This window comes from Sporolactobacillus sp. STSJ-5 (assembly GCF_024385605.1).
GTDB lineage: Bacteria > Bacillota > Bacilli > Bacillales > Sporolactobacillaceae > Sporolactobacillus.
This window is the reverse complement of the sequence record NZ_JANFOJ010000003.1, coordinates 215,613-236,100: the sequence shown is the minus strand read 5'-3', so window position 1 is coordinate 236,100 and position 20,488 is coordinate 215,613. Positions and strand designations below refer to the sequence as shown.

Sequence of the window (20,488 nt, the reverse complement as noted above, 5' to 3'; positions counted from 1 at the left end):
AGCCGCAGAGATTCGCGTCTCTGCGGCTTTAGTTATACTCATTCAGTTATTCCTGCACTTTACTTCCGGTATTTCCCTACTTTTTCTTCGATCGAAGTACCTTGAGGGCGGAAATGAATTTTTACTTCCGCCGCGACTTCATCAGCACCCGCTTCGACCGTTGCATATACCGTTTTTTTCACGACATCGAGCAGCTCGTCAAGTTCTCCTTCAAGAATCGTTTCGAGTGCTGTTACCTCATACTTTACACCTGAGTTCTGAATGACTTTAATTGCTTCATCAACCAGTCCGTATGTGTCCTTTTCTTTTGAAAAGGGAAGAATTTGGAGCCCTACATTGCTGATTGGCATGTGAAAGTCCTCCTCAACACTGATTTAATCTTCGTCCCAAACTTTTACAGCCTTCATGACATCGCCGTTCTGCATTTTAAGAACTGCATCGAGTCCGCTGGTTACTTGTCCAAATACAGTATGCACGCCGTCCAAATGCGGCTGGGGTTCGTGAACAATGAAAAATTGGCAGGAACCGGTATCCTTTCCTGCATGTGCCATCGAAAGCGCACCGGCAACATGCTTATGCGGATTACCGTCAGTCTCGCATTTAATCGTGTAGCCGGCATCGCCCATCCCTGTTCCTGTCGGATCGCCGCCCTGGCTGACAAAACCCGGAATCACACGGTGAAAAGTTACCCCGTCATAGAAGCCTGAGTTCGCAAGCTTTTCAAAATTGGCTACTGTATTCGGTGCTTCCTCCGGGAAAAAATCAATAGCGATCACGTCGCCGTTTGCCATTGTAATCGAACCTTTTTTCATAAACATCCTCCGCTCTAACGCCTTTTATCGGCGCGTTTTGTCTCAACCTTTCTATTATATACAAAAATGAGAACAATCGCTGAAATACCGACTAAAAAACCGCCGACGCAATACCCCGCGAGAATATCCGTAAAGTAATGGACACGTAAAAAAGGCCGGCTGAATCCAATCAGCAAAATCATCGTCAGGCCGATAACAGCCCACGCGATTCGAATCCATTTTGTTTTTATTAACGGAAGAATAAGCAAAATGAGCAATCCATAGACAGTAGACGCATTCATTGCATGTCCGCTTGGAAAACTAAAGCCGGTTTCATGCACAAGGTGCTGGAACGGCGGACGATCACGCATCACCCAATTTTTCAGTACACTGTTCAGCTCACGCTCAAACAAAAACACGCAGGGAAGCAGAATAGACGAAAAAAAACGTTTGTAAACGAAGAGATAAATCATGAAGAGAGCAATAATCCAAAGCAGCAGTCTGCTTGAGGCAAAATCGGTAAACTCTGAAAAAAAAGTGACCAATATGGGAATTCGTATTGGATTAAGGCTCTGAACAAGTGCACGATCTGCCGCCTGAACAGCAGGTTGCCGGATCGCAATAACCAAAATTAAAAAAAGCAAAATACAGATCATGCTGAACCATAACCATGGAATGATTGATTTCTTTTCGTTTTCTGTCAATGCCACAATCGCTACCTCCTAATCTTAAGCATGATCCGTTGCAGAGCGTTTGATTTATGCTACGATAACAGAGATTCAATGCATGTCTCTCTTTTAATCATAGCTAAGGGGATGAACATTATGACAGATTTTCATTTTGAACTGAACGGTTCATGGACAGGATCCTGGGACGGCGAGGGGAAAATACAGACAAATGGTTTATCATCTGTTATTTCAGTTGATCCGGCCATGTCGGGAAAAGGCATCGGAACAAACCCGGATGAATTATTAATCAGCGCGCTCGCGTCCTGTTACATGATCACCCTAGGCATTCGATTAAAAAAAGAAAAGATTGCTTATCACCGTATCGATATCCATACCAAAGCGACGGTCACAAAAAAAGGCGGCCTGCATTTTGAGAAAGTCACCCATTACCCGATAATCCGTTTAGCTGAGCCGCTTACTGAGACACTTAATGACCATCTGACAACCTGCATCCATAAAGCGGAAAAGGACTGTGTCATTGCAAAAGCAGTCAAAGGAAATGTGAATGTCACCGTTGAACCGACGTTTATCGGCGAATCTTAATGTGAGTGTTTTTCACAAATGCTTTTCCTTTGTAAAAAGCAACTTGTGCAGAAAGAACCGATTGTTTTGCCTGACGCGCTGCATCTTGGATCTTGCCTTTTTTCTGAGTGATATCCGATTGAATGCGTGAAAGATTGCGTGTGAGTTCATCTTTTTCATTCAGAATTCCTTCAGTTTGATCTTCTAATTCTGCACTGGTCTTTGAAATTTTCTCAATTGATCCGTTCATCAATTTAACCGTCTTAGCAGCGGAAAAAATGAATGCGATGATTGATGCAACTACAAGCGCAAGACTTAGGTAAACGATAATCATTAAAAATACGCTCCTTCCATAGTTACCGGTAACTAGCCTAAACGTATCATACCCTATTACAGGCAAAAGATCATGGTACGATGATTCGTTTTTAAATATTTTTCTTGTCCTTCTTTTGAACCTTTTGTTATACTGAATCCGGTTTATTTTAAATCGGATGGATGTTTTTAAAGGAGCTAAACATGGAAAATAAAGTGGCATTAATTACGGGCGGAACCCGCGGTATCGGAAAATCGATCGCAGAAAAATTTGCGCAGAACGGATACAACCTTGTATTAAATTATGCACGTAAAAGTACGAATGCCGAACAAACGAAGGAAGCGATTGAAAGTCAATATGGCGTCTCTGTCCATATTGTGAAAGCAAATGTCGGTGAACTTGATCAAATTGACCAGCTTTTTGATGCAGCTGAATCTGCGTTCGGTCGTCTCGATGTCTTCATCAGCAACGCAGCGTCCGGCGTACAACGTCCTCTTATGGACATTCAAGAAAAGCATTGGGACTGGACACAGGATATCAATGCAAAGGCTTATTTATTTGCAGCCCAGCGAGCAGCAAAGCTGATGAATAAGACAGGCGGCGGCCACATTGTCGCACTGTCAAGTCTCGGCGCAGTCCGTGCGCTGCCGAACTATGTCGTCGTTGGTGTTTCAAAAGCGGCTGTTGAAGCGCTCACCCGCTATCTGGCTGTAGCGCTGGCGCCAATGAATATTACAGTGAACACCGTTTCCGGAGGCGCTGTCGACACAGACGCGCTGAAGCATTTTCCAAATCGTGACGAACTGCTCGATCAGGCAGCAAAACGCAATCCCGCGGGTCGGATTGTTGAACCTGAAGATCTTGCCGAAGCAGTCTATTTCCTTTGCACTCCTGCGGCATTCATGATCCGTGGTCAAACAATCACAGTCGATGGTGGTCTTTCTTTGCTTGCGGATTAATCCGCGTTACGTCTTAAAAACCGAATACATTCCCTGTCGACAATCGCCTGTTTTCTTTCAGGCGATTGTTTGACGTTCAGTCCACCTGCTCTCAATAAGAAGTATCGGAAAATGCGGTCGTTGGTAATGAAATTTCATCATGTTCAATTCGAATGTTCAAAAAAGAACCGGAGGATAAATCTCCGGCTCATCTTTTTCTTATTTAATTACACCGCATAATATTCTGTCTCCTGAGTTTCCGGAAGGATCTGTCATCTGATCGTCGCCTCTTTCATGAATGATTAAGGCGGAACCATCGGCATCTCTTAACGAATTTGGTTTACCCTCTTGCAACGTTACCATTGAATTGAAAAGTACCGTTTTTACATGACCATGGCTGTCCGCAAAGATATTCATCATATCTCCCGCATGAGGTCCCATTGGATTCTTCAACCCATGTTTTTTGTGTTCAGGATTAAAGTGACTGCCGGCAGACATGAAATCTGGAGGTGTACAGCTGCCATATTCATGAAAGTGAATCGCATGGATACCCGGTGTTAATCCGTCCGCCTCCAGTTCAATTCGAACGCCCTTTGGTGTCTCAGTTAACGTTGCCGTGCCCATTTCTTCATTTTTTGCATTAATTAACGAAACAATCAGCTTCCCGCTATGAATATCCTTAGCGTTCGCTTTCATTTCGGGGTAGTGCTCATAAGCGATCGTTGATAATGCGACAATCGCACAAAGCAGATATATGAATTTTCGATACTTCACCCGAATCGACCTCCTAACTGTAGGATGCACCGATTCATTCTGTTTTACTCTAGAAGATAAAGAAGAGAAGGGATTTCTTTAAAAAAAATGGCGAAAATGCTATGATTTTATTTATAGTCATTCTAAAATTTCACAGAAACCGGAGGGCACTTATGAAAACAATGAATGAATTCAAAAAATTTTTGGCACGCGGTAATGTGATTGACCTTGCCGTGGCAGTGATTATTGGGGCTGCTTTTGGACAAATTGTCAGTTCTCTTGTTAAAGATATTGTGATGCCGCCAATCGGCTTGTTGCTTGGAAAAGTTGATTTCAGCAATTTATATCTAAATTTATCCGGTCATGCATACAGCAGTCTCAGTGCAGCTCAGAAAGCTGGGGCTCCAACCATTAATTATGGACTCTTCCTTAACAATGTTATCAATTTTCTCATTATCTCAGTGGTCATCTTCTTCGCAATTAAGATACTGAATAAGACAACACCGAAAAAAGAGACAACAACAAAAAAATGTCCATATTGTCTATCATCGATTCCGATTAATGCGACAAAATGTGCAAACTGCACAGCTGATCTTCCGGATGAGACAACTGAACAGCCTATTCATTCTCATTAAAATAATAAAAAGCTTCGGAATTGATATAATTCCGAAGCTTTTTCATCTCGAAAAATTTACATTTGATCTCCCATTTACGACTTCTTTATGTATAATGAACTGTGGTTAATGAAAATTGAACGAAGGTTGATGTCGTCCTATGAATCGTTTGACAGTATTGGGCATATTACTCATTGCCTGCGGATTTTTCCTTTTCTTCTTAAAAAATAACACAGCCTTCACACGTATCATTCATTATCGAATAAAAAATCCGAGCCGTTTTATTTTGACGAGCAGCATTATGATTCTGCTCGCCGGTGTTTATTCAGTCTTAGCTCCCGTTCTGTCTGTCATGATGGGTGCCGATTATTGGATTCTTTACTTTATAGGACTTCTCGGCTGTATGATGCTTCTGATCCTGTTCTTGCTTCCTAAATCGTAACGAACTCCGGTAAGGGTCGAATCTCGGTTTTAGCAATCACGTTTCCTTCAAATGTACAATGGTAATCTGCAGGATCACTGCTCCCCACATCAAGCACGCGTCTCATAAAAAAACGAATAGTCGGGACGGTACCGAAATTGTCTTCTGACAAAACCCAAGAAACATCTTTGAACGCAAGAATGCCTTCACGAGTCGCACGCGGCAGATCAGTCAATTCATCACGCGACACATTGGCAATAAACACATACATTCCTTGAGCAGGCTCAACGTCTGGATTCCATGTGACAATTCCGCGAAATACGGGTGAAGTTAATTTGATGCCTGTCTCTTCCCACACTTCACGAATGACACAGTCCTTCGGAGATTCACCCTGCTCCAGTTTACCGCCGACACCATTCCACGCACCTTGCCATGGTGATTTTTGACGATTAATCATAAGCACTTTATCTTCATATTTCAAGAACGCTAATGTGTAGCTCAACATTTAGCTGTATCTCCTTTTCAGCGAATCTTTTCTATAAAACTACTATACCGTAATTGTCATTTAATTTTCTTATAGTATACCAAAAATGTGATCAAGTCATGAACAATGTAATTCCCATAAATAATTATCTGATAAATGCAATTGACAGAACGTTTGTTTGCATATAAACTATTATCAGAACATTTGTTCAAATAAAATGAAGAGGTGATTGTCGTATGGCGGATTCAAATTCAGAAGTAACCTTCAACATCGTCGAACACTATGGCGTACTTGCCACTGAAAACAGTGGCTGGACAAAGGAATTAAACCTTGTCAGCTGGAATACCCGCGAAGCTAAATATGATATTCGGAGTTGGGCTCCCGACAAGAAAAAAATGGGACGCGGCATTACGCTGACCGGAATTGAATGTGATGCGCTGAAAGGCTTGCTGAATAAACATCACACTCAGTTCACAAATCCTCCGGAAACAAGTCAAGCCGCACAATCATAACACAATTTTTTCTTCGTTATTTTCATTCCAAGCGGTCTTCCTCTCTGCCCCATATCTTTCTTTTGCTCATGCATCATAACCTTATTGTTGAACTCCTTAATTTTGAACCATTTTCCAGATGCATCTTATTGACACCAACAACTTTATTCCATAAACTTAAAAAGAAAATAGTGTCGAATTGGTGACAATTATTAGAAAAGCTCGTCCTTTGAATCTATGAAACTAAGGAATGAGTTCAAAATAGGAAACACATAAGAATTTTGTAGTGGGAGAGATTATAATGGGGGAATTAGCACCCGAAAGAAATACTGGCTTTAAAAAATGGTGGTTCATGCTTCGGCCCCACACATTATCCGCTTCTTTTGTTCCGGTTGCACTGGGAACCGCACTCGTACTGCCAATAAAAAGTCCTGATTTAGCTTTGTTTCTTGCCATGCTGACCGCCTCGATGCTCATTCAAATTGCAACGAATTTATTTAATGAGTATTTCGATTTTAAGCGAGGTTTAGATAATGAGGAGTCGGTAGGAATTGGCGGAAGCATTGTCCGCGATGGATTTCATCCGAAAACCATTATTCGACTGGCGTTCACGCTTTGTTGCATTGCCATGCTTATCGGCATCTATATTTGTGCAAACAGCAGCTGGTGGATCGCTCTTGCAGGTTCAATATGCATTCTCACCGGCTATCTTTATTCCGGCGGTCCTTATCCGATTGCTTATACACCCTTCGGCGAATTAATCTCCGGTCTTTTCATGGGCGTATTCATCATCTGGATCTCCTTTTTTATCCAGACCGGAACGCTGACTTTGAATTGTGTGCTGATCTCGATACCGATTGGCATACTGGTTGGCGGAATTAATATGGCAAACAATATACGCGATCTCGCTGGGGATCAGCAAAAAGGCAGACGGACGCTTCCGATCTTACTCGGTCGGCCAAAGGCAATCACATTGCTTGCAGGTTTATTCACCTTTTCTTATATCTGGATCTTTGGATTAATGATCCTAGGTGTCGAATCAGCTTGGATGCTCCTCGTATTCGCCAGCCTCCCAAAGGCAATTCAAGCAACCAAATTGTTTCGTAAGAAAACGAAAGCCATCCAGATGGTGCCTGCAATGAAAGCCACTGCACAGCTTCAAACTTTATTCGGCATCCTCCTATCTCTCGGACTTGTTCTCGATTACTTTATCTGAAACAGTCTGAGATCAAATTATTAGATTTGCATCGATAATTAAAGTCGATTATATTGCTGTAGCAGTTAAATTATTGTATAATACGAGTGTAATTAAATACGAAGTTCCTTCAGGGCAGGGTGTAATTCCCGACCGGCGGTATTGACAAACAGTCAGAGTCCGCGAGCCGCAAGGCAGATCCGGTGAGAAACCGGAACCGACAGTAGAGTCTGGATGAAAGAAGGATGATGCGACAGTATTTTTGTATTCTTCGCATTCTTTTCGCTGTGCTTCTGCACATCGATTTTGTTGAGCCCAAAGGAACGTTCCTTTGGGCTTTTTAATGCGTCTGGAACATGAAAATCCTGAAGAGCTGTACGGTTTTTACCACGAACCGCGCATAAGCCAGAAATGCTGCGCATGATCCCCAATACTACATTTATGGGGGTAATTACATGAACACATCTTTGAAGAAATTGGTACTGATTTCATTACTTTCTGCACTTGGTTTTCTGATTATGTTGATCGCTTTTCCCATTCCATTGTTTCCAGTATTCTTAACCATGGACTTTAGTGATCTGCCTGCATTGATCGGTGCACTTATTCTTGGACCGGGTGCAGGTATCGCCATTGAAGCGATCAAAAACATCCTGCATGTCTTGTTGACCGGATCGCTTACTGTTGTTCCAATCGGTGAATTTGCCAATTTTACTGCGGGCTCACTTTTCATTTTAGTAACTTGGGCATTTTATCGCCGTAAATCAACGTTTGTCTCGCTCTTGCTTGGCATGATATCGGCAACCGTAGTCATGACTGTGATTATGTCCATCCTAAACTACTACTTGATCTTCCCTGGATATGCTCTGTTTCTCGGTTTCAGCATCGACGCCACTGTTGGAATGGCACAATCTGCGAACCGAAGCATACACAACCTGCTCACGCTGATTGTTTACGGAGTCATGCCGTTTAACTTGCTTAAGGGTGTTGTGCTGACATTAATTATGATCCCGATCAGCCAGCGACTAAAGAAATTTATTCAAAAACGTATCGCAGCATAATTATATAGAAATAAAACACCCGCGGAAATCAATTCCGCGGGTGTTTTATTATTTCAATGTGCTCTTTTGCTTCTAGTCATTAATAAACGTAGGCTGTGCCCACAATGATCAACAAAATGAACAGAACAACGATTAACGCAAAGCTGCCGCTATATCCACCGCTTGGTGCACCCATATCGTCACTCGCCCCTTCATATATATTATTGAGCATGTGTCCCTTACTCAACACTACATGTTATGCTTATGACGCCATTTGGTGTGGACACAAGACAGTTATTCCCAAGGCTTCTTCAGCGTCAGCTCTGAGGTGAATTTCTTCGTTTGCTGTCTGCGCTCTTTCCGATTCAAGTAACGTCCTTCTGCACTTTCAAATAGCAGCTGCTCTTCTTCGCTCTCAGGAATGACTTTAGGAACAGCATTCGGCTTTCCTTTATCATCAAGTGCTACAAAGGTCAAAAAACACGTTGTGCATAATTGACGTACCCCGGTTCTAAGATTTTCATCAATTATTTTGACGAATACTTCCATGGATGTATTGTGGCTCCAGGTGACAAATGCTTCTAAACAAACCGATGAACCGGTATAGATCGGCCGCAGAAAATCAACCGAATCAATTGAAGCTGTAACGACAAGGCTTCTTGAATGACGTGTTGCAGCAATTGCAGCAATATTATCCACATACATCATGAGCTTTCCGCCAAAAAATGTACCATGATTGTTCGTGTCATTAGGCAGTACGTGTACTGAGGTTACCGATAATGATTCTCTAGCTTTTTTCGCTTGCATCGTTATCCTCCATTCATAATCCATAAATAATAGGAATGCCATCTTCGATCAAGGCATGTCCGTCATCAATGTGTCCATGCAAAAAAAATCAACGTTCTTAAATAAAAAACCTATTTCTAATACATCATAACTCTTCTTAAGATTATTTGCGTTCACTTATTTTTAAAGAAATGAAAGTTTCTGTCGAAAGATCTGCGACTAATCATTAACTTGGACAGAATTCTTCTTTATTTCCAATTTAAATAGGTCCTTAGGCCCTTTTACCACTAAAAATAGTAAAAAAATTAGCGGAAAATGTATTGACAAAATGATTAATAGTGATCTTGTGTTACAGAACTGTAATGTTGTTAAAACATGCCTGAGACATTCAACGTCTAGAATAGCCCTTGGATGTTAGCCATGGATTCAGGCCATGGCTTGATCACCTAAGGAGGTTTTCACTGAATGAATATCATTAAAAGGCTGACGGCAATGACGAGCTTAACGGTATGCCTCGGTGTGCTCACACCAACGACCATTGTTTTCGCCAAAACGAACAGTACAAATGATAATCACATCATGAAAAGTAATGATTCTGAACAAACACATGCAGTTGGTTTTGCAGCAAACGCTCCGAGCAGTCAAACAGACAATCAGGAGATCAACATAATTTTCGGAAATAGTTTGCTTCAACAGGGCGATTCCGGTCCGGAGGTGGCGAAGCTGCAAGATGAGTTGCAGCAGCTCGGTTACTACGGCGGAGATGTCGATGGTGTTTTCGACGAGCAGACCTATGAAGCCGTTAATGCTTTAGAGTCAAATCGTCAGGATTCAGAAAACGGTATAATCGGTTCAGATACAAAAACTGCTCTTTACACCGTTTACCGTAATACGGATGAATCCAAAGAAAATCAAAAAAAGCTTGTTGAAATTAAAATTCAGGAAAAAAAAGATGCAAAAGAACGCGCGCGTAAGGCTGCAGAAGAAAAAGCCAGGAAAATAGCTGAAGATGCGGCTCGACAAGCAGCTAAAGATGCGGCAAAAGAAGCCGCGAAAAAAGCCGCTGCTGAGCGTGCAAGCGCAAATGCATCCAAAAAGCCGCAAGTCACTAATACTTCCTATAAACCGGCAAATCCGCAGCAAGAACAATCTGCTCCATCAGGTAAATCAATTACCGTTGAGGCAACAAGTTATTCGCTCGGCGGACGTTCAGCTACAGGAATTGATTTCAGCAGCAATCCGAATGCCAAAGTGATTGCCGTTGATCCGAGTATCATTCCTCTCGGATCTCGAGTTATGATTCCGGGCTACGGTGTTTATACTGCCGGGGACACTGGTGGCGCGATTAAAGGAAATCGGATCGATGTCCATTTTGCTTCCCGTGACCAAGCGCTTAATTTTGGACGCAGGAGCATAACGATTACCATTCTCCAATAATATTATGAATCTCAAAGGCTTGGCTGACATATTCAGCCAAGCCTTTTCTATAACCCTTGTATTCTTTGGGCTGTGGACTGAAGGTGTTTAGACAGCCATACAGCTCGTCCAACCTGATTAAGCAACTTTTAAACAAAAGCAAACAAGAAAGAGCTTCTGCCATGCCACAGGGCTGCTGTAATGGACTGCTCAACCGAATCGTCATTTCATCTCTTTATGTACATGCACATCAAAAACACCGGTGATCTTTCTCACCGGTGCCTTTGCCGCTTTGGAGATATCCTGCTACTTTTCAATTTGATAATGAATGTGCTGTTTATCCTGATATATTTCCAATCCGAAGTCAACAAGCTTTTCAATTAATTGATGATAAGGGAGCCCTGTATGCTGCCAAAGCAGCGGGAACATGCTAAATTGCGTAAATCCGGGCATTGTATTGACCTCATTGACAATGACACGCTGATCCTTTTCACGGATAAAAACGTCAACACGTGCAAGCCCCGAAAGGTTCAATGCGACAAATGCACGTTTCGCCATCTCTTCAAGCTCCGCTTTTACTTTATCAGGCAAATCAGCTGGAATCACTAAAGTACTGTTTCCTTCATGATATTTCGACTGATAATCATAGAATGCTGCATTCTTCGTAATAATCTCGCCCGGAACAGAGACAGACAAATCATGATTGCCAATTACGCCAATTTCGACTTCGCGCCCGGCAATTCCCTCTTCAACAATAACCTTTGAGTCATAAAGGAATGCTTCCGTAATTGCTGCTGAAAGCTCTGTCTCACTTAGGCATTTGCTGATCCCGACGCTTGAGCCTCCGTTTGCCGGTTTGATAAAGCATGGATAGCCGATTGAATTTTTCACCTTAAGAATCATTTTCGGTGCATCATTTTTCCAATTAAATCGAGTTATGGATTCATAATTCGGACCGGGAATGTTGTGCGCGCTGAGTACATCCTTCATCATCACTTTATCCATAGTGACGCTCGATCCTGAAACACCGGAACCTACATAGGCGATATTCAGCAGTTCAAACATACCTTGAACCGTTCCATCCTCTCCATTTGGACCATGGAGGAGCGGAAAGACAACATCCGGTCGTCCAACAGCTGCGCTTGCAGGTGCTGACGGCGCAAGCCAGTGCTCAGCAGATGACTCCGCTGTGGCGTTTTCCTTAAGAAGTAATTGATGTTTGTACTCAATTTTTCCTTTGATTTCATCGCCGGCAATCCATCTTCCGTTTTGCTTAATATAGACAGGAAGCACTCGATACTTTTCTTTATCCATCGCATTAATTACGGAAAAAGCCGTAAGCAATGAAATTTCATGTTCTGTCGACTTTCCACCGTATAAAACTGCGACTGTCTTTTTCTCATTTTTCATCATAAATTCCTCAATTCCATAGCTGTAATGAGAATGCAGTATTCCATGTAATCGTTACCATTCAACAGTTACTTAGTTTATCACAATCCACTCGGGAGAAGAACGCTTTCTTGAAAAAATACAGGCTTCATTGGCTCAGATGATTATTTATTGATTTTTACATGCTCTAAATAAATAATACGCTCAAGCATCGTTGGATGATCATACTGAATCCATTTTACCAATGCCGGTGGATCCATTTCGCTAAGACTTGACGCGGACAGTTTCTGAAAGGAAGAGATGGCTGCTTTTTTATTTTGAGTCATTTCAATCGCATATTCATCTGCTTGGTGTTCAAAATGGCGAGACACCATATTTTGAACCGGATCACCTGCAAAAGACAAAAGTGACAAAATTAACAGCAGCATGGGCAGTGCAGAAAGATCACCGGGATGAACAATGTTCATTTTTGTCCCCCAACGTGCGCTCGCCCATAAATGTACTTTAGCAGCGATCCATAATGTAATCAATAAACCAATCAACGCCGCCGCGGTGCCCCAAATGATATGATGCATCACATAGTGTCCCATTTCATGTGCCATGATAAAAAGGACTTCAGCATGACTGAGCCGATGAACAGTCGTATCCCACAGCACAATACGCAGGTGAGACCCGATTCCGTTAACATAGGCGTTCATTGCGTTGGTCTCATTCGACATGTCCACCTCGTAGACATTATGCGCGGGAATGCCTGCTTTCGAAGCCATTTGAAGAATTTCCGACTTAAGCTCGCCATCTTGAAGACTCTGAAAATGGTTATACAATGGATCAATGACCACTGGCTGCAGATACATGATAAATAAGATGAATGGAATCGACAGCAGCCATGCCGGAAACCACCAGTTTTTCGGATATCGGCGAATCAAGAAAAAAACGGCGCTCATTGCAACAAAGCCGATCAGCGTTCCAATAGCGGTGCTGATCCCTTGATCTTTCAGCCAGTCCGAAAGCGGCTGAACAGAAACCCCGTAATGAAGTGAGAGCTGGTAAGACGCAAATTCAACCGGCAAGAAAACCAATGCAGAAATAACTGCCAAACCGACGTAGCATAGGAACATCTGTACAATAAAAAATGATGATAAACGCTCTGAGCACTTTCTCAGCCACAATGAGAATCCGCCGATCAGAACAAACAGATAGACACCCCACTCCAGCGGTATGGAAGCAAAGGAAAGAAAATGCCGCCAAGCATTAAGACTGCCGCTTTCCGCCAGCTGTTTCCTGTTCATGAACAAGGAGGGATCAGCTGCAGTCCCTTTCATAGTTGCCGGTATACCTGACTTCGACCAGACAAAAAAATAAGCAGCCATCACGAGAAGATAGACGGTATATAAAGCGATAAACCATCCTATCACTTTTTTTCTCTTCAAGAAGGATCCTCCTCATCTGCTACACTAATGATTGTCCGTCTTTAAACTGGGACGGGCTACTATCAATTTAGTCTTAGTGAGGTCTATTTAGAACATATTTAGAAAAGAGCAGCGAGCAATTCCTCTTCTCCCAACTTTCCGAAATAGTGGTGACAATCAATCGACGTTAGTTTTTCAGAAAGGACACTCTGATCATATCTTACCCCAATCAGTAATTTTTCAAATTCACGAACATCACCAACACCGAAAAAATCGCCAAAAACAGAGATTTGTTCAATGACACCCTTTTTTACATTCATACGAAAGTCCACACGTCCACCCGGAAAACGCTTTGCTTTATGCACATTGAATTCAGGTGACTTCCCATAAACCCAGTCCCAATTGCGATAGCGTCGTTTGGCAATATTGATGATGTTTGTCCAGTCATCGTCAGTCAGCTGGTATTCAGGTATATGATCCTCACCTTCAAAAATATAGTGAAGCAGTTCTGCTTTAAATTGGTGAATATCCATATCTTTTGTTAAATGCTCGCGAATATTGGTCACCCGGCTACGCACCGACTTAATGCCTTTTGATTCATATTTCGCCTTGTCCGGATGCAAGGCTAGTGTTACATGATCCAGATCGACATCAAAAAGCAACGTTCCATGACTGAAAATCCGTCCTTGAGTGACAAACTGTGCATTACCCGAAATTTTTTTCCCGTCAACCGTAAGGTCATTGCGGCCCTCAAGCTTTGCATCGACGCCCATATGATGTAGCGCACGAATCACTGGTTCTGTAAATTTCCTATAATTATTAAAGCTGTCTCCGTCGTCCTTCGCAATAAAGCTGAAGCTTAGGTTGCCCGGATCATTGTACACAGCACCTCCGCCTGACAAACGGCGAGTCACCGTGACCTCATTCTTCGTAATATAATCCATATTAACTTCTTCCACCGCATTCTGATTGCGTCCAACAATAACCGTTGGAGCCATTCGGTAGAACATTAAATAGGTTTCATCAATTGATAAATGCTTTAATGCATATTCCTCAAGAGCGAAATTAAGCGTTTGATCAAGCATATCGCGATTATTCAAATAAATCATGTTGTGTAGTACCTCCCTTTACTTTTTGGGTTCTCCTTTTTCATCTTAATTCCCTTTGTGATTCGCGTCTAGCAGGATCATGTAAGCAGATACAAATTCTTTCGTTCTTAAAAAATCGCTCACACCTCGCTTTACAAGAATAGGCAAGTTAGGATAATCTAAAATAGATTGATTTCTATAGAATGACAATAAAATCGCTTTAAAACTGTCAATGGGAGGATATAAATGAAAACCATTTATTTCGTAAGACATGGACGGACTTTATTCAATCAACTTTGGAAAGTACAGGGTATTTCGGATACCCCGTTAACGGACATCGGTGAACAAAAAGCTGCTGAACTTGGTGCGCTTTTTAAGTCACAGGACATTTCTTTTGATGCTGCTTATACAAGCGATCTGGGGAGAACAAGGCGTACATCCAGGCTGATACTCGATCACTCGTTAAATCCCGAACTCGTACCAATCGAAACGAATAATCTTCGTGAAGTGAGCTTTGGCAAGTTTGAGGGGGATTCGAATGACTTGATGTGGGGAGCAGTCAGTGATGCCTTGGGCAATTCGGAACTTCGCGGCGACTCTCCTGATGAAATAAAAATTAATTCTCTTGAATCACTGAAAGAATTGGACACAACCGGATTGGCCGAAAGCTATGACGATGTTAAAGGACGTATACGCGCTATTCTCAGTGTTCTGGCACACAGCGAAGAGGAAACCATTTTAGCGGTCAGCCATGGTCTCTATATCAGTTGTCTTATTTATATGCTATCCGATGAAAAAATACATGTTTCTTCTATTGAAAATACAAGTGTCACAAAAATTGTATTCGAAAACGGTGTATTCAAAATCGCTTATATCGGTCGTACTGAAAATCTATAAGAAGCAAAAAAAAAATGCCTTCAGGCTATACGGCCTGAAGGCATTTTTTTGTGTTATAGCTTTTGTGGATTCATTGATTCTCATTTTGCTGCCAGAAACAGATGCGACCGGCAAACGTTCAAAACGGCTGAAGACAATGCGTCGATAAAGAGCGGATCTGTGTCAGGCATCTGCGGACGATGGTAGTTTGCACCAAGTGATTCGACAAGTGCACGACATTCTTGATCATTATCATAGAGTACCTCTAAATGCTCAGCGACAAAACCAATCGGGCAGAAAATAAAATGCCTATACTCTTCTTTTTTGTGAAGCGCACGGATTTGATCAAGTACATCCGGTCCAAGCCATGGATCGGGTGTTTTTCCTGCACTCTGCCATGCCTGAGCATAATGCTTTATCTCCGCAGCATGCACAATTGCTTCCGCCGTTTCCTTTATTTGTTCCGGATAAGGATCACCATTTTTAATAATTTTTTCTGGAAGACTGTGAGCAGTAAACAGGACAACGGTTTGATTACGTTCACTTTCTGAAATGTCTTCAAAAGCCCTCAGCACGGCCTGCTTCCAAAAATGGATAAACTGTGGTTGATCAAACCAGCTCTTTATCGATGCAATAGTTATCCCGCCAAGCTCCCTTGCTTTAGCTTGAGCGCGATCAATATAGGATTGAACACTGAATCGAGAATAATGCGGCGCCAGTGCCAAAGAAACCGCTTGTTCAATACCATCACTGCGCATCTGAGTCACGGCATCTTCAATAAACGGATGGATATATTTCAAACCAAGGTAAGCGTGAAATTCATAGTCCACTTGTGCCGCGTTCAATTGTTCAGCTAGTGCATCAGCTTGATCACGCGTCAACCTTGCTAACGGTGAGACGCCACCAATCGCTTCATAACGGCGAGCAAGATTATCTATTTGTTTATCACTCGGTTTTCTGCCATGACGAATGGCGGTGTAATAGGGAATAATATCTTCTTTTTTATAGGGTGTGCCATAAGCCATCACAAGCAAACCAATCTTTTTTCTACTCATTGTATACAGAACCTTTCATTGCTTTTTACGGAATTGGCAATTACTTTAGCCTCAACCACTGAGGCTTCGAACGATGTAATAGAGAATATTTTTTCACATGCTCTATTTTATATCTTTTTAGGGTAAATGACGAGAAATCCGACAATGGACATGAAATGAGACTAGAAGCTTTGTATGCCAAATGGAAAATGTTTATCGGACATCTGCGCGACAGGTCGTCCATTCTGAATTATCTTTTGAACCCAAATGAAAACGGAATGGGAAAAGCAGCAAAGAAAGTGCACTGTACTGTACTTTTCTTTGCTGCATTATTCTATCAAAGCTTGGAGAACCAATTGAGTTCGACTGAAGGCGATGCTGCTCCAGTTTTCCCTGTCTGCGAATTGTAAGGGACGACATAGTAATTCTCTTTGCTCATCGGATTAACAAAGTCAATTCGATAGGTGTTTTTCCCTTTAACTTCACCTTTTAATATTTTCTTTCCATCCGATTCGGCATAAACTCGATAAACAATTCGTTTATCGGAACCTCCATTCCAAGTAAGCTGCAGTGCAGGAAGTGCATACTTACCAAGAATTCCTTTTGCCTGCAGCTGTGTTACCGCTGCCAAGCGAATCGGCTCATCGAGATCGTTGACATGCTTCGGTTTCTCGAACGTAAGCTTGCGTTCATTAGGCATACTGTTGATCACCGATTTATATAGTCTGACCGCGTCATTGCTTGAACCCGTTAAATACTGATTTTTATTCGTTTGGTCATAACCGATCCACACAGCACCAACCGCATCAGGTGTGTAACCGACAAACCATGCATCACGCAATCCATTTTTCGTGTATGCTGTTGATCCCGTTTTTCCAGCAATCTCGGCCTGACTGTATCCTGCTTGGCCTGTTCCGTTTTTCATAACCGACTGTAACATGCGAGTCATGTACCATGCCGTTTGTTCCGAAAATATTTTCTTTGCTTTCGGTTTTGCCTCGCCGATCTTTTTCCCTTGATGATCATAAATTGCCTGAATAAAATAGGGATCAGATTGACGTCCGCCATTATCGAAAGCTGTATACGCAGAAGCCATTTGCAGCGGTGAGACACCTTTAGATAAGCCGCCGAGCGCAATCGCCAAACCGTTGTCCGGCAGATTAATACCCATCTTCGATAAATAGGACTTACTTTTCGAAATACCGATCCGGTTGAGAAGCCAAACCGCCGGTGCATTTTGCGAAACAGTAACCGCGTCATACATCGTTATTTCACCGGTATAACTGCCGCTGTAATTTGTCGGCTTGTAGCTGCCGTAAGCGACTTTTTTATCTTGAAGCATTGAATAAGGCTGATACTTGCCCGAATCGAGTGCCGGACCGTAGACAGCCAACGGCTTAAAGGATGAACCCGGCTGCCGCTTGTCATTCACTCGATTGTAACTGCCTCGAACATAATTTCGACCGCCTTGCGCCGCGAGCACACCGCCGTTTTTATTCATCAGGACAAAAGAGCCTTCTGGCGTTTGATTTGGATTGCTGCCTTGAAAATAAATGTTGTTCTTAAATGCATTATAAGAAGCAGATTGTGCCTCCCGGCTCATCGGCACAACTATTTTATATCCGCCGCGGATCAGGTCGTCCGTTCCAATGTGATACTTTTTCGCCGCTTCTTCTTTGACTAGATCCATATAAGAATCAAATTCAGGATGCGTTTGAATCTTATGGATGTTCAGCCCCAGCGTTTTACCTTTCAACCGCACCGATTGTTCGGCAGTCAGGTAGCCATTTTTCTCAAGCAGCGACAGGACTAGATTGCGCCGCTCCAATGCCTTCTTTGGATGCAAAATCGGTGAATAGCCATTTGGTCCCTTTGGAAGTGCTGCCAAAAGAGCGCCTTCTTCTTCTGTTAACTGGCTGACATCTTTATTAAAGAAAAACTCAGATGCCATTTGAACACCGTAAATGCCATGACCAAAATAAACTTGGTTTAAGTACATTTCCAAGATTTGTTTCTTGCTGTATTTTCGCTCAAGACTGACGGCTATGGCCGCTTCCTTGAACTTTCGAAACCATGTCTTTTCATTAGAAAGATAGGCGTTTCTTGCCAGCTGCTGAGTAATCGTACTTGCGCCTTCTGCTTTATCACCTGCCATAACATCCGTTACCAATGCACGCATGATGCCGCGAAGATCTATGCCTGAATGTTTATAAAAACGCTGATCCTCAGTCACAATGAACGCATTCTGTACGTGCTTCGGAATCTTTTTCAAGGTGACTGGATCACGATTTTCAGCATAGAGCCTTGAGAGTTCATGCCCTTGCTCGTCAACCACTACTGATGTCCTGCTCAACACCAGCTTCTCATCATCTGTATAATGGTTGCCAAGTAGAAGAACAAAGAAATAGAAGAGAAGTCCGACGATTGCCGCGCCTAATATGAAATAACCAATTTGGAATAAGCGCGTGTACAGTATCTCCCTGTCCATTCGTCTTCCCCACCTTTCAATCAACCGTTTAGATCCTTACTATGTAGTCTTTACCATATCTCATTACACATTAGCAAAAAATACAAATGAGACATCATTTTACAAAAATTTTTCACAGGTTCATTGCTATAATTTCATCGTTAAGAAAAAACAGCCTGTATCCACAAGGGAAACAAGCTGTTCTCTCTATTCTTATTTAAAATGTTATCCGATTTATCAAGCTTTTTCTTGACTGGATGATTGGGTATCGCGAAGCAGCGTGCTGTGACGACGACCATAGAAGAAATAAACAATCATACCAACTATGAACCAAATAACAAAGCGCCAGAGTGTCGCTGTCTGCAAGTGAATAATCAGATAACCGCAGGACAACACGGCGAGAATAGGAACAAGTGGTACCAATGGTGTTCTAAAGCCGCGTTTCAAATCAGGTCTTCTTTTACGAAGCACAATGATGCCAATTGAGACAATAACAAAGGCGAACAGCGTGCCGATATTAGCGAGTTCGGCAACAATTCCGATTGGCAGAAAGCCGGCCGTGATGATCGTGACGACAGCTACCAAAAGTGTTGAAGTTACCGGTGTCTGATGCTTCTCACTGACCTTGCCAAGTGCTTTAGGAATCAATCCATCACGAGCCATAGCGAAAAAGATACGCGTTTGGCCGTACGTGATGACGAGCAATACTGATGTAATGCCGCAAATCGCACCAACAGAAACGAGTGCCGAGCCCCAGTTAATTCCAATTTGCTGCAGAGCAAACGCAACCGGAGCAGCTGTATGCTTGAACAAGCTGTATTTAACGACACCTGTCAAAATTCCTGATACAACAATGTATAATGCCGTACAGATTAATAGTGAATAAAGAATACCTTTAGGCAGGTTCTTTTGAGGATTCTTTGTTTCCTCAGCAGCCGTAGATACGGCATCAAAACCAATGTAGGCGAAAAAGATAACCGCTGCGCCGGAAACGACTCCGTTGAAGCCGAACGGCATAAACGGATGCCAGTTTGCAGGTTTCACATGCCAAACAGCCAGAACAATGAACAATGCAATAACGATCAACTTTATTGCAACGATAACGCCGTTTAAATTTGAAGTCTGGCGGATACCAGAAATCAGCAGCCAGCAAATTAATGCAATGATAATCATCGCCGGCAAATTGACTACACCGCCGTCTAGAGGTGCCGCAGTAATTGCCTTTGGTAAATCAATGCCTAAACTGCTCAGCAGCGTGACTGCGTAGCCTGACCAGCCAATCGCAACTGCACTGATCGCAACGGCATACTCAAGAATTAAATCCCATCCGATAATCCATGCCCAAATTTCACCAAGTGCAGCGTAGCTGTACGTGTATGCGCTGCCGGCAACCGGAACAGTAGAAGCAAATTCCGCATAGCATAAAGCAGCAAAGAAACAAGCCAATCCGGATAAAATGAATGAAATAATTAGTGCCGGTCCGGAGTAGGTTGCTGCTGCAACACCGGTAAGGACGAAAATGCCGGTGCCGATAACAGCTCCGATGCCGAGCAGAGTAAGATCCATCGCGCCAAGCGCTTTCTTTAATCCCTGCTTACCTTCTGTTTCCGCAATCAGGCTGGCAATCGGTTTTGTTTTAAAAATACTCACTACCAACGTCTCCTCTTATATGGATTAAAAAAAATTTCATAGACAATTATAACTCTAATGTTAGGAAATGTGACGTAAAAAGATTA

Annotated in this window: 23 protein-coding genes and 1 riboswitch; of the genes, 9 read left to right on the top strand and 14 right to left on the bottom strand. The window is 42.5% G+C overall.

Translation table 11 applies throughout. The features are described from left to right. Positions 1-59: 59 nt before the first annotated feature. Genes NOM01_RS05365 through NOM01_RS05355 form a run of 3 tightly spaced genes read right to left on the bottom strand, consistent with a single transcriptional unit; the run spans position 60 to position 1,501 of the window. The gene (locus NOM01_RS05365; protein WP_255747032.1) at positions 60-350 is read right to left on the bottom strand and encodes a thiamine-binding protein; all 291 of its coding nucleotides are present in this window, start codon (positions 348-350) and stop codon (positions 60-62) included. A 24-nt stretch (positions 351-374) separates the two neighbouring features. Further along, the gene (locus NOM01_RS05360; RefSeq protein ID WP_255747031.1) at positions 375-812 is read right to left on the bottom strand and encodes a peptidylprolyl isomerase; all 438 of its coding nucleotides are present in this window, start codon (positions 810-812) and stop codon (positions 375-377) included. A 14-nt stretch (positions 813-826) separates the two neighbouring features. Continuing rightward, a complete protein-coding gene (locus NOM01_RS05355; RefSeq protein WP_255747030.1) occupies positions 827-1,501 on the bottom strand; it encodes a phosphatase PAP2 family protein in 675 nt (224 codons plus the stop codon). Positions 1,502-1,615: 114 nt separating this feature from the next. Between NOM01_RS05355 and NOM01_RS05350 the strand changes: the two genes are divergently transcribed. Beyond that, positions 1,616-2,062, top strand: coding sequence for an OsmC family protein (locus NOM01_RS05350; RefSeq protein WP_255747029.1), 447 nt, complete (start codon positions 1,616-1,618; stop codon positions 2,060-2,062). Here NOM01_RS05350 and NOM01_RS05345 read toward each other — a convergent pair. Next, on the bottom strand, positions 2,046-2,375 hold the full coding sequence (locus tag NOM01_RS05345) for a hypothetical protein (protein ID WP_255747028.1): 330 nt from the start codon (positions 2,373-2,375) through the stop codon (positions 2,046-2,048). The two genes, NOM01_RS05350 and NOM01_RS05345, sit on opposite strands and share 17 nt — an antisense overlap. A 182-nt stretch (positions 2,376-2,557) precedes the next feature. On the opposite strand from NOM01_RS05345, the gene fabL reads away from it, so the two are divergent. Then, positions 2,558-3,313: an enoyl-[acyl-carrier-protein] reductase FabL gene (gene fabL, locus NOM01_RS05340; RefSeq protein WP_255747027.1), complete on the top strand. Its 756-nt coding sequence runs from the start codon at positions 2,558-2,560 to the stop codon at positions 3,311-3,313. 198 nt (positions 3,314-3,511) lie between these two features. Here the strand turns inward: fabL and NOM01_RS05335 are convergent, their stop codons facing one another. Beyond that, entirely contained in the window at positions 3,512-4,066 is a 555-nt protein-coding gene (locus NOM01_RS05335) for a superoxide dismutase family protein (protein WP_255747025.1), read from the bottom strand. 152 nt (positions 4,067-4,218) lie between these two features. Between NOM01_RS05335 and mscL the strand changes: the two genes are divergently transcribed. Both mscL and NOM01_RS05325 read left to right on the top strand, forming a co-directional pair. Beyond that, positions 4,219-4,680, top strand: a complete 462-nt coding sequence (gene mscL / locus NOM01_RS05330; RefSeq protein WP_255747024.1) for a large conductance mechanosensitive channel protein MscL — start codon at positions 4,219-4,221, stop codon at positions 4,678-4,680. 139 nt (positions 4,681-4,819) lie between these two features. Further along, positions 4,820-5,101: a hypothetical protein gene (locus NOM01_RS05325; protein WP_255747022.1), complete on the top strand. Its 282-nt coding sequence runs from the start codon at positions 4,820-4,822 to the stop codon at positions 5,099-5,101. Here NOM01_RS05325 and NOM01_RS05320 read toward each other — a convergent pair. Next, positions 5,091-5,585, bottom strand: coding sequence for an NUDIX hydrolase (locus tag NOM01_RS05320; RefSeq protein WP_255747021.1), 495 nt, complete (start codon positions 5,583-5,585; stop codon positions 5,091-5,093). The genes NOM01_RS05325 and NOM01_RS05320 overlap by 11 nt on opposite strands. 215 nt (positions 5,586-5,800) lie before the next feature. On the opposite strand from NOM01_RS05320, the gene NOM01_RS05315 reads away from it, so the two are divergent. The 3 genes from NOM01_RS05315 to NOM01_RS05305 all read left to right on the top strand — a co-directional run bounded on the left by NOM01_RS05315 (position 5,801) and on the right by NOM01_RS05305 (position 8,308). Continuing rightward, positions 5,801-6,076: a YdbC family protein gene (locus NOM01_RS05315; protein ID WP_255747019.1), complete on the top strand. Its 276-nt coding sequence runs from the start codon at positions 5,801-5,803 to the stop codon at positions 6,074-6,076. Between the two features lie 280 nt (positions 6,077-6,356). Beyond that, a complete protein-coding gene (locus tag NOM01_RS05310; RefSeq protein WP_255747016.1) occupies positions 6,357-7,271 on the top strand; it encodes a 1,4-dihydroxy-2-naphthoate polyprenyltransferase in 915 nt (304 codons plus the stop codon). A 101-nt stretch (positions 7,272-7,372) separates the two neighbouring features. After that, positions 7,373-7,500: riboswitch (FMN riboswitch) on the top strand. A 205-nt stretch (positions 7,501-7,705) separates the two neighbouring features. Beyond that, on the top strand, positions 7,706-8,308 hold the full coding sequence (locus NOM01_RS05305) for an ECF transporter S component (protein ID WP_255747013.1): 603 nt from the start codon (positions 7,706-7,708) through the stop codon (positions 8,306-8,308). A 79-nt stretch (positions 8,309-8,387) separates the two neighbouring features. On the opposite strand, the gene NOM01_RS05300 is transcribed toward NOM01_RS05305, so the two are convergent. Both NOM01_RS05300 and NOM01_RS05295 read right to left on the bottom strand, forming a co-directional pair. Beyond that, positions 8,388-8,483 carry a YjcZ family sporulation protein gene (locus NOM01_RS05300; RefSeq protein ID WP_093673370.1) on the bottom strand — a complete coding sequence of 32 codons (96 nt, stop codon included), beginning with the start codon at positions 8,481-8,483 and terminating at the stop codon, positions 8,388-8,390. Between the two features lie 98 nt (positions 8,484-8,581). Then, positions 8,582-9,094: an acyl-CoA thioesterase gene (locus NOM01_RS05295; RefSeq protein WP_255747012.1), complete on the bottom strand. Its 513-nt coding sequence runs from the start codon at positions 9,092-9,094 to the stop codon at positions 8,582-8,584. Between the two features lie 444 nt (positions 9,095-9,538). Here NOM01_RS05295 and NOM01_RS05290 point away from each other — a divergent pair, with 444 nt between their 5' ends. Then, positions 9,539-10,510 carry a 3D domain-containing protein gene (locus NOM01_RS05290; protein ID WP_255747010.1) on the top strand — a complete coding sequence of 324 codons (972 nt, stop codon included), beginning with the start codon at positions 9,539-9,541 and terminating at the stop codon, positions 10,508-10,510. Positions 10,511-10,795: 285 nt separating this feature from the next. Here NOM01_RS05290 and NOM01_RS05285 read toward each other — a convergent pair whose 3' ends face one another. The 3 genes from NOM01_RS05285 to lplA all read right to left on the bottom strand — a co-directional run bounded on the left by NOM01_RS05285 (position 10,796) and on the right by lplA (position 14,396). Next, positions 10,796-11,899, bottom strand: a complete 1,104-nt coding sequence (locus tag NOM01_RS05285) for a D-alanine--D-alanine ligase (protein ID WP_255747009.1) — start codon at positions 11,897-11,899, stop codon at positions 10,796-10,798. Positions 11,900-12,042: 143 nt separating this feature from the next. Continuing rightward, positions 12,043-13,308 (bottom strand): M48 family metallopeptidase, encoded by a 1,266-nt coding sequence (locus NOM01_RS05280; protein WP_255747008.1) that lies wholly within the window; start codon positions 13,306-13,308, stop codon positions 12,043-12,045. Between the two features lie 98 nt (positions 13,309-13,406). Further along, positions 13,407-14,396, bottom strand: a complete 990-nt coding sequence (gene lplA / locus NOM01_RS05275; RefSeq protein ID WP_255747007.1) for a lipoate--protein ligase — start codon at positions 14,394-14,396, stop codon at positions 13,407-13,409. 225 nt (positions 14,397-14,621) lie between these two features. Between lplA and NOM01_RS05270 the strand changes: the two genes are divergently transcribed. Next, positions 14,622-15,272, top strand: a complete 651-nt coding sequence (locus NOM01_RS05270) for a histidine phosphatase family protein (protein ID WP_255747005.1) — start codon at positions 14,622-14,624, stop codon at positions 15,270-15,272. A gap of 80 nt (positions 15,273-15,352) precedes the next feature. On the opposite strand, the gene hemH is transcribed toward NOM01_RS05270, so the two are convergent. The 3 genes from hemH to bcaP all read right to left on the bottom strand — a co-directional run bounded on the left by hemH (position 15,353) and on the right by bcaP (position 20,402). Beyond that, positions 15,353-16,306, bottom strand: a complete 954-nt coding sequence (gene hemH / locus NOM01_RS05265; RefSeq protein ID WP_255747003.1) for a ferrochelatase — start codon at positions 16,304-16,306, stop codon at positions 15,353-15,355. 316 nt (positions 16,307-16,622) lie between these two features. Then, positions 16,623-18,773 carry a transglycosylase domain-containing protein gene (locus NOM01_RS05260; protein ID WP_255747000.1) on the bottom strand — a complete coding sequence of 717 codons (2,151 nt, stop codon included), beginning with the start codon at positions 18,771-18,773 and terminating at the stop codon, positions 16,623-16,625. Positions 18,774-18,989: 216 nt separating this feature from the next. Next, on the bottom strand, positions 18,990-20,402 hold the full coding sequence (bcaP, locus tag NOM01_RS05255) for a branched-chain amino acid transporter BcaP (protein ID WP_255746998.1): 1,413 nt from the start codon (positions 20,400-20,402) through the stop codon (positions 18,990-18,992). Positions 20,403-20,488 lie beyond the last annotated feature (86 nt).